The sequence below is a fragment of the Lysobacter sp. Root604 genome, from assembly GCF_001427505.1.
GTDB lineage: Bacteria > Pseudomonadota > Gammaproteobacteria > Xanthomonadales > Xanthomonadaceae > Lysobacter.
The window spans coordinates 880,415-896,174 of sequence record NZ_LMGS01000009.1 but is presented as its reverse complement, the minus strand read 5'-3'; the positions used below and the strand labels follow the sequence as shown (position 1 = coordinate 896,174).

The following is a 15,760-nucleotide window of genomic DNA, read 5'->3' as shown; positions in this document are numbered from 1 at the left end:
GTGACGGCCGTGCGGCACCCACTGTGCCGGGTCGGCGCAATTGTGTATCGCCGCACCGGGCCCGTACCCTAGCGCTCATGTACGGCCTGCCGCCCCTGTCCTCGATCCTGCGCTGCCTGGTCTTCGGCCTGCTCATGACGATGGCCGTGGTCCGGCCGGCGCTGGCCTTCGCCGAGGAAGCGCGCGAGATCGCGGCGCTCGACGCCCAGAGCGAATCCAACCTGGGCGAGCACGGCCACGACCATCCGCCGGGCAAGCCCGGCGCCGGCGACGACAACGACAACCGCTGGCACCTGAGCCACTGCTGCGGCCAACAGGCCGCGATGCTGCCGCGCTACGAATTGCGCATGCTCGCGCCCGACGCGCGCGCGCCGATGCCGCCGCGCGCGTTCGCCTTCGTACCGGCACCGCAGCCGGTACCGTTCCGTCCCCCGATCGCGGGCTGAGGTTTACGCCGGCTGTGCCGGCCGCACCTTCCTGTCCCGATTCGGAGTACGTCCCCATGTGGTTGCGTCCAGCGGCTTCGGCCGTCCTGGCGGCTGCGCTGTGCTTTCCGGCACAAGCGCAATCGTCGCCCCCTGCTTCAGTCGCCGCACCTGCCGCCGCACCCGCTCGCGCGGCGGCGTTCACCCTCGACGATGCGCTCGCGCGCATCGACGCCACCCACCCCGACCTGCGCCTGTTCGGCGGCCGCCGCGACGCGCTCGCGGCCGAACTCGACCGCGCCGGCCAACGCCCGGCGCTGACCGCCGGCGCGACGCTGGAGAACGCGTTCGGCAGCGGCGAGTTCAGCGGCCTGCGCGGCGCCGAGCTGTCGCTGACCCTGGCCTCGGTGTTCGAACGCGGCGGCAAGCTCGACGCGCGACGCACGCTCGCGCAAAGCCGCATCGACGCGCTCGCGGTCGAACGCGAAAGCCGGCGCCTGGATCTGTTGGCCGAAGCGGCGCGCCGCTACCTGAATATCGTCGCCGCGCAGCGCCAACACGCGATCGCCGAACTCGACATCGGCCAGCGCCAACGGACCGTCGCCGCGGCGCGCCAGCGCCTGCAGGCCGGCGCCTCGCCGGAATCGGTGGTGCTGACCGCGCAGGCGGCGCTGGCGCGCGCCGAACTCGAGCGCGAACGCGCCTCGCAGCGTCGGCTCGCCGCGCGCCGGCATCTGGCGGCGCTGTGGGGCGAGCGCGATCCGGGCTTCGCCGCCGCCGCCGGCGATCCTCTGACGTTGCCGGCGATCCAGGACTTCGACGCGCTCGCCGAGCTGCTGCAGCGCAGCCCGGAGATCGCGCGCTTCGCCGACGAGGGCCGCATCCGCGAGGCGCGGCTGCAGCTCGCGCGCACCCAGGCGACGCCGGATCTGGAATGGCAGTTCGGCCTGCGCCGCCTGCAGGAGACCGGCGACCAGGCACTGCTGGGCAGCGTGGCCCTGCCCCTGGGCGCGTCGCGTCGCGCCGCTCCCGATATCCGCGCCGCCGAAGCCGAGCTGGCGATGCTGGGGATCGAACGCGAAGCCCAGGGCATGTCGCTGTATTCGACCCTGGCCGATGCGCACGGCCGCTACCAGGTCGCCGCGCTCGAGGTGCGACGCCTCAACGACGACGTGCTGCCCAAGCTCGCGCGCGCCGAAGCCGCGGCCGAACGCGCTTACCGCGCGGGCGCCATCAGCTACCTCGAATGGGCGCAGCTGCAGTCCGAGCGCACCAATGGGCGCAAGCAGCAATTGGAGGCCGCGCTCGAAGCGCAGCGCGCCCTGATCGAAATCCAGAGGCTCACCGGCGAGGCCTTCGTCGCCGCTCCGGCCGCCTCCACCGCACAAGGAACCGCCCCGTGAAGATCTCTCACTTCAGCGCCGCACTGGCCTTGACCCTGCTGCTGGCCGCCTGCGGCGGCGATCCGTCCGCGCCGGCCGAGCACGCCCACGACGAAGGCGACGCGCATGCCGAGGCCGAAGCGCCGCGCAAGGGCGAGCACGGCGGCCGCGTGCTGGAAAGCAACGGCTATGCCGTGGAGTTGGCGATCGCCGAGGACGGCACGCCGCCGAAGTACCAGGCCTGGCTGTACCGCGACGGCAAACCGCTGCCGGCGTCCGCCGGCAGCGTCGAGGTCCGGCTCAAGCGTCTGGGCGGCGTCGCCGAGACCCATGTCTTGAAGCCCCAGGCGGACGGCAGCCTGATGGCCGCCAGCGTCGTCGGCGAACCGCATTCGTTCGACGTCGAAGTGACGGCCCGCATCGCCGGCACGGCCTTGCGTTGGGCCTATCCCAGTTACGAGGGGCGGACCCAGATCGCGGCCAAGGTCGCGCACGACGCCGGCATCCGCGTCGCGCCGGCCGCGGCCGGCGTAATCGCCGACGAGCACGAAGTCCAAGGCTTGCTCACTCCGGTCGAGGGGCGGGTCGCCAAGGTGGCGGCGCGCTTCCCCGGTCCGGTGCGGCGCTTGAACGCGAACGTCGGCGACCAGGTGCGCGCCGGCCAGCCGCTGGCCAGCATCGAAAGCAACCTGAGCCTGACCACCTACACCGTCGCCTCGCCGATCGCCGGCGTGGTGCTCGCGCGCAACGCCGCGGTCGGCTCGGTGGCCGGCGAAGGCGCGGCGCTGTTCGAAGTCGCCGACCTGTCTTCGCTGTGGGTCGACCTGCACGTGTTCGGCGCCGATGCCCAACACATCCAGGCCGGCGTGCCGGTCACCGTGACCCGCATGAGCGACGGCGTCACCGCCGACACCACGCTGGAACGCGTGCTGCCCGGCACCGCCACCGCCAGCCAGAGCACCGTGGCGCGCGCGACCATCGCCAACGCCGACGGCCTGTGGCGGCCGGGTTCGGCGGTCAAGGCGCGCATCACGGTGGAGCGCCAGCCGGCCCAGTTGGTGGTGCCGCTGGCGGCGCTGCAGACCTTCCGCGATTGGGATGCGGTGTTCATCCGCCACGGCGACGTCTACGAAGTGCGGCCGGTCGAACTGGGCAAGCGCGACGCGCAACGGGTGGAGGTGCTTTCAGGGCTGAAAGCCGGCGATCAGGTGGTGGTCGAGCAGAGCTACGTGGTGAAGGCGGACATCGAGAAGTCCGGCGCTTCCCACGACCACTGAGGGCGCAACGGTCCGCCAGGCCTGTCGGCCAGCGGTCCGGCGCACGCCGCCGCGTCGTTCGCGATGCGCGGCCCACCCGAATACCGAGGAAACATTCATGCTCGAGAAAATCATTCGCTTCGCCATCGCGCACCGATGGCTGATGATCGCGCTGACGTCGGCGCTGATCGGCGTGGGCGTCTGGAGCTTCACCAAGCTGCCGATCGACGCCACGCCCGACATCACCAACGTCCAGGTGCAGATCAACACCGAGACGCCCGGTTACTCGCCGCTGGAATCCGAACAGCGGGTGACCTTCCCCATCGAAACCACGCTGGCCGGACTGCCGGGCCTGGACTACACGCGCTCGATTTCCCGCTACGGCCTGTCGCAGGTCACGGTGGTGTTCAAGGACGGCACCGACCTGTTCTTCGCCCGCCAACAGGTCGCCGAGCGCATCCAGCAGGTGAAATCGCAGCTGCCGGCCGAACTGGAGCCGCAGATGGGCCCCGTCGCCACCGGCATGGGCGAGATCTTCATGTACACGGTCGATGCCAAGCCCGATGCGCGCAAGAAGGACGGCACGCCCTGGACCGCGACCGACCTGCGCACCTTGCAGGACTGGGTGGTGCGGCCGCAGTTGCGCAATACGCCCGGCGTGACCGAGGTCAACACCATCGGCGGCTACGCCCGCCAGATCCACATCACGCCCGACCCGGCGCGGCTGGTGGCGCTGGGATTCACCCTGCACGACGTGGTCGCGGCCGTCGCGGCCAACAATCAGAACGTCGGCGCCGGCTACATCGAACGCAACGGCCAACAGTTCCTGGTGCGCGCGCCGGGCCAGGTCGCCGATCTCGATGCGATCCGCGACATCGTGCTGGACCGTCGCGACGGCGTGCCGATCCGCGTGCGAGACGTGGCCGAGGTCGGCGAAGGCCCGGAGCTGCGCAACGGCGCGGCGACCCAGAACGGCCGCGAGGTGGTGCTGGGCACGGCGTTCATGCTGATCGGCGCCAACAGCCGCGAAGTGGCCCAGGCCGCCGCCGAAAAACTGGCCGTGGCCAACAAAAGCCTGCCGGCCGGTGTGTCGGCCGCGCCGGTGTACGACCGCACCGCGCTGGTCGATCGCACCATCAAGACGGTGGCCAAGAACTTGATCGAAGGCGCCTTGCTGGTGATCGTGGTGTTGTTCCTGTTGCTGGGCAATTTCCGCGCGGCCTTGATCACCGCCGCGGTCATCCCCTTGGCGATGCTGTTCACGATGACCGGCATGGTCCGCGGCGGCGTGTCGGGCAATCTGATGAGCCTGGGCGCGCTCGACTTCGGCCTGATCGTGGATGGCGCGGTCATCATCATCGAGAACTGCCTGCGCCGCTTCGGCGAACTGCAGCATGCGCTGCAACGCCCGCTCAGCGACGAGGAACGGCTGGATACGACCGCGTCGGCGACCGCCGAGGTGATCCGACCCAGCCTGTTCGGCCTGGGCATCATCACCGCGGTGTATCTGCCGATCTTCGCTCTCACCGGCGTCGAGGGGAAAATGTTCCACCCGATGGCCATCACCGTGGTGCTGGCGCTGACCGGCGCGATGCTGCTGTGCCTGACCTTCGTGCCGGCGTCCATCGCCCTGTTCCTGCGCGGCCGCGTCGAGGAAAAGGAAACCCGGCTGATGCGCTGGTCGCGCCAGGCCTACGAACCCGCACTGGCCTGGGCCTTGCGTCGCCGCGCCTGGGTGATCGGCGGCGCGCTGGCCGGCATCGCCTTGTGCGGCCTGCTGGCGACGCGGTTGGGCTCGGAGTTCATTCCCAGCCTGGACGAGGGCGATATCGCCATGCATGCGATGCGCATTCCGGGCACCAGCCTGGAACAGGCGATCAAGATGCAGGCCACCCTGGAAGCGCGCATCAAGCAGTTTCCGGAGGTGGAGCGCGTGTTCGGAAAACTCGGCACCGCCGAGGTCGCGACCGATCCGATGCCGCCCTCGGTCGCCGACACCTTCCTGATGCTCAAGCCGCGCGAGCAATGGCCGAACCCGCGCAAATCCAAGGCGCAGCTGGTCGCCGAGATCGAAGCGGCGGTCAAGCAATTGCCGGGCAACAACTACGAGTTCACCCAGCCGATCCAGATGCGCATGAACGAGCTGATCTCGGGCGTGCGCGCCGACGTGGCGATCAAACTCTATGGCGACGACCTGGATCGCTTGGTCGAAGTCGGCCGGCGCATCGAGGAGGTGGCCAAAGCGGTACCCGGCGCCGCCGACGTCAAGCTGGAACAGGCGACCGGCTTGCCCTTGCTGACGATCGTGCCGGACCGGCAGGCGCTGGTGCGTTACGGCCTCAATCCCGGCGCGGTGCAGGACACGGTGGCGACGGCGGTGGGCGGCGAAGTGGCCGGCCAGCTGTTCGAAGGCGATCGTCGCTTCGACATCGTGGTTCGCCTGCCCGAGCGTCTGCGCCAGGATCCGGCGGCTCTGCAGGACCTGCCCATCCCGTTGGCCGGCAACGACAACGTCGACGAGTCCAGCCGCGCCGCCGCGTGGATGTCCGGCGCGCCGCAGACGGTGCCGCTGCGCGAGGTGGCGAAGATCGAGACCACCCTGGGGCCGAACCAGATCAATCGCGAAAACGGCAAGCGCCGCGTGGTGATCACCGCCAACGTGCGCGGCCGCGACCTGGGCGGCTTCGTCGGCGACCTGCGCCAACGCGTGGCGACCCAGGTCGAGCTGCCGACCGGCTACTGGATCGACTACGGCGGTACCTTCGAGCAGTTGATATCGGCCAGCCAGCGCCTGGCGATCGTGGTGCCGGTGACGCTGGCGATCATTTTCGCCCTGCTGTTCTGGGCCTTCGGTTCGGCCAAGGACGCAGCCATCGTGTTCAGCGGCGTGCCGTTGGCGCTGACCGGCGGCGTGATCGCGCTGGCGCTGCGCGGGATACCGCTGTCGATCTCGGCCGGCGTGGGCTTCATCGCGCTATCGGGCGTGGCGGTGCTCAACGGCCTGGTGATGATCGCCTTCATCCGCAAGCTGCGCGAGCAGGGCGACCGCCTCGACGACGCCATCGTCGACGGCGCCTTGGGACGCTTGCGTCCGGTGTTGATGACGGCGCTGGTGGCCTCGCTGGGCTTTCTGCCGATGGCCTTCAACGTCGGCGCCGGTTCGGAAGTGCAGCGGCCGCTGGCGACGGTGGTGATCGGCGGCATCGTGTCTTCGACGCTGCTGACCTTGCTGGTGTTGCCGGTGTTGTATCGGTGGTTGCATCGGGAGGGCGAGGACGCTCCTAAGGCGATGCCCGCGACCTGATACGACGAGGCCCGCGCCGCGAAGCGCGGGCCTCGATTCGCGGGACGATGCTGGAAACGTTCGGCGGCAGGCGGCACCTGCGGGTGCCGGGTTGCAGCGAACTCAGAGGCGTACGAGCCCCTCTTGCCAGGTACTACCCTGTGGGAGCGGCGTAAGCCGCGATGGCAATGAAGCGACGATGCGGCCGCGATCGCGGCTTACGCCGCTCCCACAGGAAGCAAAGCGGTTCCGGCAACCGAGTGGCTACGCCGCCGGACACGGACCGCCGGCATCGGCCCAGAGTTTGAACTGAGCCACGAACTCGTCGTGCGGCACCGGCACCGGCAGGCGGTTGCCGCCGGGCTCCCAGCCCCATAGCACCAGCTTGTCCTCGCTGACGTGCTTGAGCAGGGCGGCGAAGTCGCGGCCGCCGTTGCGCTTCTGGTCCTGGATCATTTCGCACAGCTGCTTGGGCGGCAAACCGATCCAGGCCATCTTGCGATCCGGCGGCGGCAGCTGCCAATGCGGCGCGCCCGGCGGCGCGTTGGGGCCGTAGCTGGCGGGCAGGTTCTTCTCGCCGTGACAGGTCGCGCAGGGCAGGCCGACCGCGCCCTTGCCCTCTGGGCCGCGCACCACGCCCATCGCGTGCGGTTGGCCGTTGTCGAACTGCAGCGGCTGATCGCCGGGGATGTGGCAGTTCTGGCAACGCGGATGCTGGAACACCTTCTGCACGGTGGCGAACGCGACCAACGCTTTTTCGCGTTGCTCGGGGCTGGGGCGCGGACCGCAGGCGGCGAGCGCGAGGACCACACCGCAGATCAGCAGGATGCGCATGTCGTCGTCCTCCTCAGGCCTTGAGCCGCAGCGGCAGTTCGCGCAGGCGCTGCCCGGTCAGGGCGAACACCGCGTTGGCGACCGCCGGCGCGATCGGCGCCGTGCCCGGTTCGCCGGCGCCGCCCATGCGTTCGGTGCTGGGCACGATGTGAACCTCGACCTGCGGCATCTCGTTGAGGCGCAGCACCTGGTAGTCGTGATAGTTGGACTGCTGCACGCGCCCGTCCTGGAAACTCAGCGCGCTGTGCAGCGCCGCGCCCAGGCCGAAGGCGATGCCCGATTCCATCTGCGCGCGCACGCCTTCCGGGTTCACCGCCAGGCCGCAGTCGATCGCGCACACCACCCGATGCACGCGGATCGCGCCGTTCTCCGCCGAGACTTCGGCGATCTGAGCCAGGAAACTGCCGAAGGATTCGTGTACGGCGACGCCGCGCCCGCGCCCTTGCGCGGCCGGCGTGCTCCAGCCGGCTTTCTCGGCGGCCAGGTTCAGCGCGGCCAGGTGACGCGGATGCGACTTGAGCAGCGCGCGCCGGTATTCGACCGGATCCTTTTTCGCCGCATGCGCGAGCTCGTCGATCAGGCTTTCCATCACGAAGGCGTTGTAGCTATGCCCGACCGAACGCCACCACAGCACCGGGATGCCGGTCTTGGGCGAATGCAGTTCGACGCGGTGGTCGGGGATGTCCTTCAGGTACGGCGAATCGGACACGCCCTCCACCGAGGTCGCGTCCACGCCGTTCTTGACCATCAGCGCCTCGAACGGCGTGCCGCCGATGATGGACTGGCCGACCAGGCGATGCTGCCAGGCCACCGGATAGCCCTGCGCGTCGACCGCGATGCGCGCCTGCTGCAGGTACATCGGCCGGTAGTAGCCGCCGCGCACATCGTCCTCGCGCGACCACACCGTCTTGACCGGCTTGCCCGCGGCCTTGGCGACCTGCACCGCTTCGGACACGAAATCCGAGTTGGTGGTGGCGCGCCGGCCGAAGCCGCCGCCCAGGAACATGGTGTGGATCTGCACCTGTTCGGGCTTGAGGCCGAGGATGCCGGCGGCGGCATGCTGGTCGCCGGTCTGGAACTGGGTGCCGGTCCAGATCTCGCAACCGTCGCCGTCGATCTTGACCGTGCAGTTCAGGGGCTCCATCGGCGCGTGCGCGAGATAGGGCGTGTGGTACTCGGCGTCCAGGGTCTTGCCGGCCTTGGCCAGCGCGGCGGCGGCATCGCCGGCCTGCGCGGCGACGGCGCCAGGGGTGGCGGCGAGCTTGCGGAACTCCTCGCGCAGCTTGACCGTGTCCAGGCCCGCGTTCGGGCCCAGGTCCCAGTCCACTTTCAGCGCATCGCGGCCCTGCTTGGCGGCCCAGTAATGATCGGCGACCACGGCCACGCCGCTGGGCACCTGGACCACGTCGCGCACGCCCGGCACGGCCTTGGCCGCGGCGGCGTCGAAGGATTTGACGGTGCCGCCGAACACCGGCGCGCGCGCGACCACCGCGGTCAGCAGGCCGTCGAACTGCACGTCCATGCCGAACTTCGCGCGCCCGGTAATCTTCTCCGGCGAATCCAGGCGCTTGGTCGGCTTGCCGATGATCTTCCAGTCCTTGGCGTCCTTGAGCACCGGCGCGGCCTTCGGCGCCGGCAGTTTCGCGGCGTCGGCGGCGAGCTCGCCGTAGCGCGCGCGTTGCGTGCCGGCCACGACCACGCCGTTCTCGGTGCGGATGTCCGCCTCGGCCACGCCGAAGCGCTGCGCGGCCGCCGCCACCAGCAGCTGGCGCGCGGTCGCGCCGGCCTGGCGGTAGCGGTCGAATTCGGACCAGGTGCTGGTGGAACCGCCGGTCATCTGCTGGCCGAACGCGGTGTGCGCGTAGGCCGGCGCGGCCGGCGCGTGCTCGACGCGGATCTTGGACCAGTCCGCGTCCAGTTCCTCGGCGACCAGCATGGCCAGGCCGGTCCACACGCCCTGGCCCATCTCCGAATGCGCGATCAGCACGGTCACGCTGTCGTCTTCGCCGATGCGCAGGAAGGCATTGGGTACGAACGGCGCGGCGGCGCTGGCGGCGGCCGGCGCAGCCAGCGCGTAGCGGCGCGCACCGGGGATCACGAAGCCGATCACCAGCCCGCCGCCGAGGACGGCACCGGCCTTGAGGAATCGACGTCGGGAAGGCTGAGGCACAGCGTTCACGGCACACCTCCGTTGCGAATGACGAAGCTCGCGGCGGCCGCGCGGCCGCGCGCGCGACTCAGGCCTTGCCGAGCCCCGCCGCGCGCTTCACCGCCGCGCGGATGCGCGGGTAGGTGCCGCAGCGACAGATGTTGCCGGACAAGGCCTGATCGATATCGGTGTCGGTGGGCGCGGGCACCTTGGCCAGCAAGGCCGCCGCCGACATGATCTGACCGGACTGGCAGTAGCCGCACTGGACCACGTCCAGCTCGGCCCAGGCGCGCTGCACCGGATGGCTGCCGTCGGCCGACAGACCTTCGATGGTGAGGATCTGTTTGCCTTCCACGGTCGATACCGGGGTGACGCAGGCGCGGCGCGGGGCGCCGTCGACGTGCACGGTGCAGGCGCCGCATTGGGCGATGCCGCAACCGAACTTGGTGCCGGTGAGTTGCATCAGGTCGCGCAGGACCCAGAGCAGGGGCATGTCGGGTGGGGCGTCCACCTCGTGCTCGCTGCCGTTGACATGCAGTTTCATGGATCCCTCGCGGCGGCTGGGGAAAGCCGAACATACGCCTGCGGCCGTGTTTACGCCATCCATGGCCGGCGCCCTGCAAGAAGCGCGCCTGTCCTGCGGCCGCCCGCATTGCAGGCGTCATGGCCAGACCGCATGATCGGGCGGTCGTCCGCGCTCAGGGATTCGCCGTGCCAGACGCTCCGCCCGTTGCGCCCGCCCTGCCCGCCGCCGGCGGCGTGCGCGGCACCCTGGAAGCCGCGGTGCGCGCGCAGGAACGCGGCGACCCGGCCAGCCTGGCCGTGGTCCTGGAAAGCGAGGGCTCGACCTATGTGCACCCCGGCGCGGTGGCCCTGTTCGGCGCGCGCGAGGGCCAGGTCGGCTGGCTCAGCGGCGGCTGCATCGAGCCCGAAATCGAGGAACTGGCCGCGACCGCGGCGCGCTACGGCCGGGTCGAGTGGATGGACATCGACACCCGCAGCGACGAGGACCTGTTCGACGGTTCGGCGATCGGCTGCCGCGGCCGCCTGCGCCTGGCCCTGCTGCCGCTGGCCGCGCTGCGCGAACTGCCGGCGCTGGTCGACGAATGGCGGCGCGGTCACGGCGACCTGCGCCTGGACATCAATCTCAACGGCGCCATGCGCGTGCGCGTCGGCGGCGAGCACCAGCCTTGGACCCTGCCGGTGGCGACGCCCTCGTGGCTGGGCCGCGGCGCGACCGCCTGGCTGCTGGAGATCGCGCGGCCGCCGTCGGTGCTGGTGTTCGGCGCCGGCCCGGAATCGGCCTCGCTGCTGCCGCTGCTGCGCTCGCTGGGCTGGATCACCAGCGTGGTCGAGCGCCGCCCGCGCTGGACCGCCCAGGCCGCGCACGCCGACTACGCGATCGCGCGCCCCCCCGCGCAGGCGTTGGCGAGCGCGCGTCCGCACGACGCCGTGCTGGTCATGCATCATCATTTCGAACTCGACCGCGAAGCGCTGGAAGCCTTGGCCACGAGCGAGATCGGATTCGTCGGCCTGCTCGGGCCCCACCAGCGTCGCGACGACCTGTTCCGGGTGCTGCCCGAAGCCGCGCGCGCCGCGCTCGCGCGGCGCCTGCACGCGCCGATCGGGCTCAAGCTCGGCGGCGACGGCCCGGAAGCGATCGCGCTCAGCGTCGCCGCGCAGCTGCAGTCGCTGCGCCACGCACCGGCATGACGCATGCGGCGCTGGTGCTGGCCGCGGGCGGCAGCCGCCGGCTCGGTCGCGCCAAGCAACTGTTGACGCGCGACGGCGAACGCCTGATCCATCGCGCCGTGCGCCTGGCCGCGCAGACGGGACCGCAGCGCCTGTTGGTGGTGCTGGGAGCGCAGGCCGACGCCCTGCAAGCCGCGATCGCCGACCTGCCCGCCGAGGTCTGCCTCAATCCAAATTGGGAGCTCGGCTTGGCGAGTAGCTTGCGGTGTGGCGCAACGGCCTTGGCTACGCACGCCGGGCCCGTGCTGATCCTGGGCTGCGATCAACCGGCCCTGGAGTTGGAACATCTGCAAGCGCTGCTCGCGGGCGCGACGCGCGCGCACTCGCAGTGCGCGGCGACCCGCCACGGCGATGCGCCGGGCATTCCGGCGGTAGTGTCAGGCGAACTGATGGCGCAGGCGCGTGGCCTGCAAGGCGACCGCGGCTTCGGTGCGCTGCTCGCGCGCCTGCCGCCGGATGAACTGACCTGGCTCGACGCCCCCGCATTGCATTGGGACATCGACGTGGAAGCCGACGTCGCGCGCGCGGTCGCGGCCGGCTTGCTGGATCGTGGCGTATTGGATCGCGGCGCGAACGCCTGAGAGGCGCCCGCGCCGCCCGGAGCGCTCGTCCAACGTTCCGGGCGGCACGGGCTTCACGCGGGCCTAGGGGACCAGCGTGCCGAACACAGCCTGCGAGCGCGCGTCGTAGATGCGCAGCCACAGTCCATTGCGCGATTGCTCCGCGTAGCGCTGCGCCAGCGGCAGCACCGCTTCCAGTGCGGCTTCGGGGCTGAGGTAATCCTGCGCCAGTTCCGCGATCGCGGTGGTCAGGGCCTTGCCTCCGTTGCCGTTCCGCAGCTTAAGTTCGACGCGAAACATGGCGCTTCCTTGCTCTGAATAAGGCGTCCCCGGCCCAGCTCCGACAGTTCCTGTCTCGGCGTCCGTCTCCGTGGCGCGGCGTCCTGCCGGTGCCTAAGGCCGTGCTGTCGGGGACGAGCTCAATGTGCGCTTTTCGTGACTCAGATAACGTCATCCGAGCGCTCGATCGTTTGTAGGATTTTTCCTACCCCTCACGCGCGGGCAATCCGTCCAGACGCGGCTGCAATTCCGCGAAGCCCGTGCGCATGGCGTCCAGGAATACCTTGACCCGCGCGCTGCGGCGCAGGTCCGGGTGGGTCAGCAGCCACAGGTCCGAGCGCAGCTCCGGTATCGGATCGCCGACTCGCACCAGTCGCTTGTCGCCGTCGCACAGATGGCAGGGCAATACCGCCATGCCGATCCCGGCCGCGGCCGCGTCGCGCAGCGCGAGCAGGCTGTTGCTGCGTAGCACCGCGGTCTCGTGATAGCCGCGCTTGATCCCCCACTGCGCCATCGCGATATGCGACAGGCTGTCGTCCGGCACCACCCAATCTTGCTCGCCCAGGTCGGCGCCCGCGCGCAGTTTGAATTTTCGCGGCCGGTACACCGCCGCCGCGATCGTCGCGATCTTGCGCCCGATCAGGCTGTCGGGCGGTTGTCCGCCGGGGCGCAGCGCCACGTCGGCTTCGCGGCGGCTGAGGTCGCGGGTGGCGTTGTCGGCGGTCAGCTCCAGCACGATGCGCGGATAGGCCTGGCGGAACCGCGCCAGCAACGGCGGCATCAGGCCGCTCAGCAGGGCCTCGGCCGTGGTCACGCGCAAGCTGCCGGCCGGGCGCGCGTCCAGGCCCGAGAGCCGGCGCTCAGTGGCCTCGATGCGCTGCTCGATCTCGGCCGCGACCGCGATCACCTCCTCGCCGGTAACGGTCGCCGCATAGCCTTCGCGCGCGCGCTCGAACAGGCGCGCGCCGAGCTTGCGTTCGATCTCGTTGATGCGCCGGAACACCGTGGGGTGGCTCACGCCCAGGCGCTTGGACGCGCCGTTGAGCGAACCGGCGCGGCCGACCGCGAGGATGAAACGGTAGTCGTCCCAGGACAGACGTTGTTCATTCATGCAATCACCGCTTGCATCCTTGTCGGAATGTATTTCACTAATGAACATCCTAACCTGCTCCGCACACGCCCGGCACGGGCGCCGCCTTCCCCCTACCGGAGCACGCATATGTCGCAACGTCTCGACACCAATACCCTGCTGCCCAGCGGCCTCCAGGCCCTGGGCGCCCTGCACAGCGCGGTCGAACGCAGCGGCCTGGAAACCGCGCTGATCGACCTGATCAACGTGCGCGCCTCGCAGATCAACGGCTGCGCCTACTGCCTGTGGCTGCACACGCGCGAGGCCATGGCCCACGGCGAAACCGCCGAACGCCTGCAGTTGCTGCGGGTGTGGGACGAAGGCCCCTTCAGCGAACGCGAACGCGCCGCCCTGGCCTGGACCGAAGCGGTCACGCGCGTGGCCGACGCGCCGGTCGCCGACGCGGTCTATGCGCGCGCGCTGGCCGCGTTCGGCGAACAGGACCTGGGCGCGCTCAATTACGCGGTGATCGCGATCAACGCCTGGAACCGTCTGGCGATTCCGTTCCGCAAGACACCGCCGGCCACCCGCGCCGCCAACGCGGCATGAGGTTGACGGGGCGAGTAACGACGGTTGGCGCGCCTCAGAATCGGTAGCGCGCCAGCCGCCCCAGCCGGCGTAGCCAGCTCCAGCGGTCGTAGGCGCGGTAGACCCAGCGTTGGCGCGCGGGCAGACCCAGCACGTCGGGGCGTTCGCTCAAGCGCGGCTCGTCGACGAAGGTCAGGCGCGGATGCCAGTCCTCCATCTCGCGCGGATCGTCGACGCCCCAATCGCCGAAGCGCGCGCCGGTGCTGCGGCCGACCCAGGAGCGCCGCAGCAGGCGCAGGGCGAAGCGGCTATAGATGTCGCACAACCATTCGCCGCGCGGGAAGCGGTCGATCACGCGCTTCACCAAGTCGCGCGCGTCGGCCTCCTCCAGATACGGGAACAGGCCTTCGCTGATCACCAGCGCCGGGCGGCCGCCGGCGATCGGCGCCAGCCAGTCCGGATCGGACGCGTCCACCGCCAGCATGCGGTAGCTGCCGTAGCGCTCGGGCAGCAACTCGCGACGCAGTTGGATGACCTGCGGATAGTCGATATCGATCCAGTCCAGATCGGCGGGCGGATTGATCCGAAACACGCGCGTGTCCAGGCCGCAGCCCAGGTGCAGCACGATGGTGTCGGGATGCTGCGCCAGCCATTCGCGCGCCCACTCGTCCAGCACCTTGGCGCGCAGGGCGATGCCGGCGATCTGGCCGGTATTGAGCGGGAAGCGGCCGAAGTCGTAGTCGATCCGGCGCACGATCTCGTCGGCCAGTTCATCGTGCAGCAGCGGCTGCGCCGAACGGTTGTCCAGGGCCTTGGCGTAGAGCGTGATCAACAGCGTCTGCTGGGCGCCTTGCAATTGCACGTGCTTCCTCCCGCCTAGCGACGGGGCCGCCGCCGCGCGTCCGTTCGCGTCGGCATTCGCCCCATACGCGATCTTGCGACGGCGCATGTGAGGATCAGGCGTAGACGCGGCAGCGGCATCCCGGACGGGTCGCGAGCGAACCACGCGACCGCATTGTCGGCTTCGCGCGATCGGCGTAGCATGATCGACAAGCCCAGGGACAGACCCGGGGCTACTCACCGTGAGGGAGCCTCATGGACTACGACTACCTGGTTTTCATCGGGCGTTTCGAACCGTTCCACAACGGTCACGCCGCCGTCGCCCGCCTCGCCCTGAGCAAGGCCCGCAAGGTCATCTTCCTGGTCGGCTCGGCCGACACCCCGCGCACCACCAAGAACCCGTTCACCGTGGCCGAGCGCGCGGTGATGATCCAATCCGCCTTGGGCGACGCCGCCGAACGCTTGATCGTGCGTCCGCTGCGCGATCGTCTCTACAACGAAAGCCGCTGGATCGCCGGCGTGCAGCGCGCGGTCGCCGAGGCGATCGCCCAGGACGGCGGCGACGCGCAGGCGCGGGTGGGCCTGATCGGTCAGGACAAGGACGCCTCCAGCTACTACCTGCGCGAGTTCCCGCAGTGGCAGCTGGTCGACGTGCAGCACACCGCCACTCTGTCGGCCACCGAACTGCGCCGCTATCTGTACGAGGCCAATCAGCTCGACAGCCACGGCGGCCTGATGCTGATCCGCGCCAACGTGCCCGGCCCGGTGTTCGACATGCTCGAGGCCTTCCGCAAGAACTCGCCGGCGTTCAAGCAACTGGTCGCCGAGCACCAGTTCATCGACACCTACCGCGCGGCCTGGGCCGATGCGCCCTACCCGCCCACCTTCGTCACCACCGACGCGGTGGTGGTGCATTCCGGCCACGTGCTGCTGGTGCGGCGCCGCGCCGAGCCCGGCAAGGGCCTGTGGGCGCTGCCCGGCGGCTTCGTCGGCCAGGACGAAAGCCTGCTCGACGCCTGCCTGCGCGAGCTACGCGAAGAGACCCGGCTGAAGATTCCGCTGCCGGTGCTGAAGGGATCGATCCGCCACCAGCACGTGTTCGACCATCCCGAGCGCAGCCAGCGCGGGCGCACCATCACCCACGCCTTCCATTTCGACTTCCCCAGCGGCGAGCTGCCCGACGTGCGCGGCGGCGACGACGCCGACAAGGCGCGCTGGATTCCGGTCAGCGTGGCGCTGGAGATGGGCCCGCAGCTGTTCGAAGACCACCTGCACATACTCGAGTTCTTCCTCGGCCGCGGTTGAACCGCCGGCCGCCCCCGCCGGCGGACAGACCGCCGGTC

Annotated in this window: 14 protein-coding genes; 8 read left to right on the top strand and 6 right to left on the bottom strand. The window is 70.2% G+C overall.

The window, feature by feature from the left end; translation table 11 throughout:
- Nucleotides 1–77: 77 nt before the first annotated feature.
- From ASD69_RS12185 to ASD69_RS12170, 4 genes are all read left to right on the top strand, one after another.
- Nucleotides 78–446, top strand: coding sequence for a hypothetical protein (locus tag ASD69_RS12185; protein ID WP_056178184.1), 369 nt, complete (start codon nt 78–80; stop codon nt 444–446).
- 56 nt (nt 447–502) lie between these two features.
- On the top strand, nt 503–1,828 hold the full coding sequence (locus ASD69_RS12180; protein WP_056178181.1) for a TolC family protein: 1,326 nt from the start codon (nt 503–505) through the stop codon (nt 1,826–1,828).
- Between the two features lie 35 nt (nt 1,829–1,863).
- Nucleotides 1,864–3,084: an efflux RND transporter periplasmic adaptor subunit gene (locus tag ASD69_RS12175; RefSeq protein WP_056179881.1), complete on the top strand. Its 1,221-nt coding sequence runs from the start codon at nt 1,864–1,866 to the stop codon at nt 3,082–3,084.
- Between the two features lie 97 nt (nt 3,085–3,181).
- Nucleotides 3,182–6,367, top strand: coding sequence for a CusA/CzcA family heavy metal efflux RND transporter (locus ASD69_RS12170; protein WP_056178178.1), 3,186 nt, complete (start codon nt 3,182–3,184; stop codon nt 6,365–6,367).
- Nucleotides 6,368–6,610: 243 nt separating this feature from the next.
- Here the strand turns inward: ASD69_RS12170 and ASD69_RS12165 are convergent, their stop codons facing one another.
- Genes ASD69_RS12165 through ASD69_RS12155 form a run of 3 tightly spaced genes read right to left on the bottom strand, consistent with a single transcriptional unit; the run spans nt 6,611 to nt 9,873 of the window.
- Complete coding sequence (locus ASD69_RS12165; protein ID WP_056178176.1) at nt 6,611–7,180, bottom strand: hypothetical protein; 570 nt, start codon at nt 7,178–7,180, stop codon at nt 6,611–6,613.
- Nucleotides 7,181–7,193: 13 nt separating this feature from the next.
- Nucleotides 7,194–9,359 carry a xanthine dehydrogenase family protein molybdopterin-binding subunit gene (locus tag ASD69_RS12160; protein WP_056178175.1) on the bottom strand — a complete coding sequence of 722 codons (2,166 nt, stop codon included), beginning with the start codon at nt 9,357–9,359 and terminating at the stop codon, nt 7,194–7,196.
- A 58-nt stretch (nt 9,360–9,417) separates the two neighbouring features.
- Nucleotides 9,418–9,873 carry a (2Fe-2S)-binding protein gene (locus ASD69_RS12155; protein WP_056178173.1) on the bottom strand — a complete coding sequence of 152 codons (456 nt, stop codon included), beginning with the start codon at nt 9,871–9,873 and terminating at the stop codon, nt 9,418–9,420.
- A 167-nt stretch (nt 9,874–10,040) separates the two neighbouring features.
- Between ASD69_RS12155 and ASD69_RS12150 the strand changes: the two genes are divergently transcribed.
- The gene (locus tag ASD69_RS12150; protein WP_162250649.1) at nt 10,041–11,042 is read left to right on the top strand and encodes an XdhC/CoxI family protein; all 1,002 of its coding nucleotides are present in this window, start codon (nt 10,041–10,043) and stop codon (nt 11,040–11,042) included.
- Entirely contained in the window at nt 11,039–11,662 is a 624-nt protein-coding gene (locus tag ASD69_RS12145) for a nucleotidyltransferase family protein (protein ID WP_056178171.1), read from the top strand. Before ASD69_RS12150 ends, ASD69_RS12145 begins: the two co-directional genes overlap by 4 nt.
- 63 nt (nt 11,663–11,725) lie before the next feature.
- On the opposite strand, the gene ASD69_RS12140 is transcribed toward ASD69_RS12145, so the two are convergent.
- Nucleotides 11,726–11,941, bottom strand: a complete 216-nt coding sequence (locus ASD69_RS12140) for a hypothetical protein (protein WP_056178169.1) — start codon at nt 11,939–11,941, stop codon at nt 11,726–11,728.
- 184 nt (nt 11,942–12,125) lie between these two features.
- Nucleotides 12,126–13,031, bottom strand: a complete 906-nt coding sequence (locus tag ASD69_RS12135) for a LysR family transcriptional regulator (protein WP_056178167.1) — start codon at nt 13,029–13,031, stop codon at nt 12,126–12,128.
- A gap of 108 nt (nt 13,032–13,139) precedes the next feature.
- Between ASD69_RS12135 and ASD69_RS12130 the strand changes: the two genes are divergently transcribed.
- Complete coding sequence (locus ASD69_RS12130) at nt 13,140–13,598, top strand: carboxymuconolactone decarboxylase family protein (RefSeq protein ID WP_056178165.1); 459 nt, start codon at nt 13,140–13,142, stop codon at nt 13,596–13,598.
- 34 nt (nt 13,599–13,632) lie between these two features.
- Here the strand turns inward: ASD69_RS12130 and ASD69_RS12125 are convergent, their stop codons facing one another.
- The gene (locus tag ASD69_RS12125) at nt 13,633–14,439 is read right to left on the bottom strand and encodes a class I SAM-dependent methyltransferase (protein ID WP_162250648.1); all 807 of its coding nucleotides are present in this window, start codon (nt 14,437–14,439) and stop codon (nt 13,633–13,635) included.
- Nucleotides 14,440–14,672: 233 nt separating this feature from the next.
- Here ASD69_RS12125 and ASD69_RS12120 point away from each other — a divergent pair, with 233 nt between their 5' ends.
- Nucleotides 14,673–15,722 (top strand): bifunctional nicotinamide-nucleotide adenylyltransferase/Nudix hydroxylase, encoded by a 1,050-nt coding sequence (locus ASD69_RS12120; RefSeq protein WP_056178161.1) that lies wholly within the window; start codon nt 14,673–14,675, stop codon nt 15,720–15,722.
- The last annotated feature ends 38 nt before the right edge of the window (nt 15,723–15,760 follow it).

Bases quoted from the DNA above. Each gene is read 5' to 3' on its own strand.
- ASD69_RS12180 (WP_056178181.1), top strand. From the start codon at position 503: ATGTGGTTGCGTCCAGCGGCTTCGGCCGTCCTGGCGGCTGCGCTGTGC.
- ASD69_RS12170 (WP_056178178.1), top strand. From the start codon at position 3,182: ATGCTCGAGAAAATCATTCGCTTCGCCATCGCGCACCGATGGCTGATG.
- ASD69_RS12135 (WP_056178167.1), bottom strand. From the start codon at position 13,031: ATGAATGAACAACGTCTGTCCTGGGACGACTACCGTTTCATCCTCGCG.
- ASD69_RS12155 (WP_056178173.1), bottom strand. From the start codon at position 9,873: ATGAAACTGCATGTCAACGGCAGCGAGCACGAGGTGGACGCCCCACCC.
- ASD69_RS12145 (WP_056178171.1), top strand. From the start codon at position 11,039: ATGACGCATGCGGCGCTGGTGCTGGCCGCGGGCGGCAGCCGCCGGCTC.
- ASD69_RS12120 (WP_056178161.1), top strand. From the start codon at position 14,673: ATGGACTACGACTACCTGGTTTTCATCGGGCGTTTCGAACCGTTCCAC.
- ASD69_RS12165 (WP_056178176.1), bottom strand. From the start codon at position 7,180: ATGCGCATCCTGCTGATCTGCGGTGTGGTCCTCGCGCTCGCCGCCTGC.
- ASD69_RS12140 (WP_056178169.1), bottom strand. From the start codon at position 11,941: ATGTTTCGCGTCGAACTTAAGCTGCGGAACGGCAACGGAGGCAAGGCC.
- ASD69_RS12130 (WP_056178165.1), top strand. From the start codon at position 13,140: ATGTCGCAACGTCTCGACACCAATACCCTGCTGCCCAGCGGCCTCCAG.
- ASD69_RS12185 (WP_056178184.1), top strand. From the start codon at position 78: ATGTACGGCCTGCCGCCCCTGTCCTCGATCCTGCGCTGCCTGGTCTTC.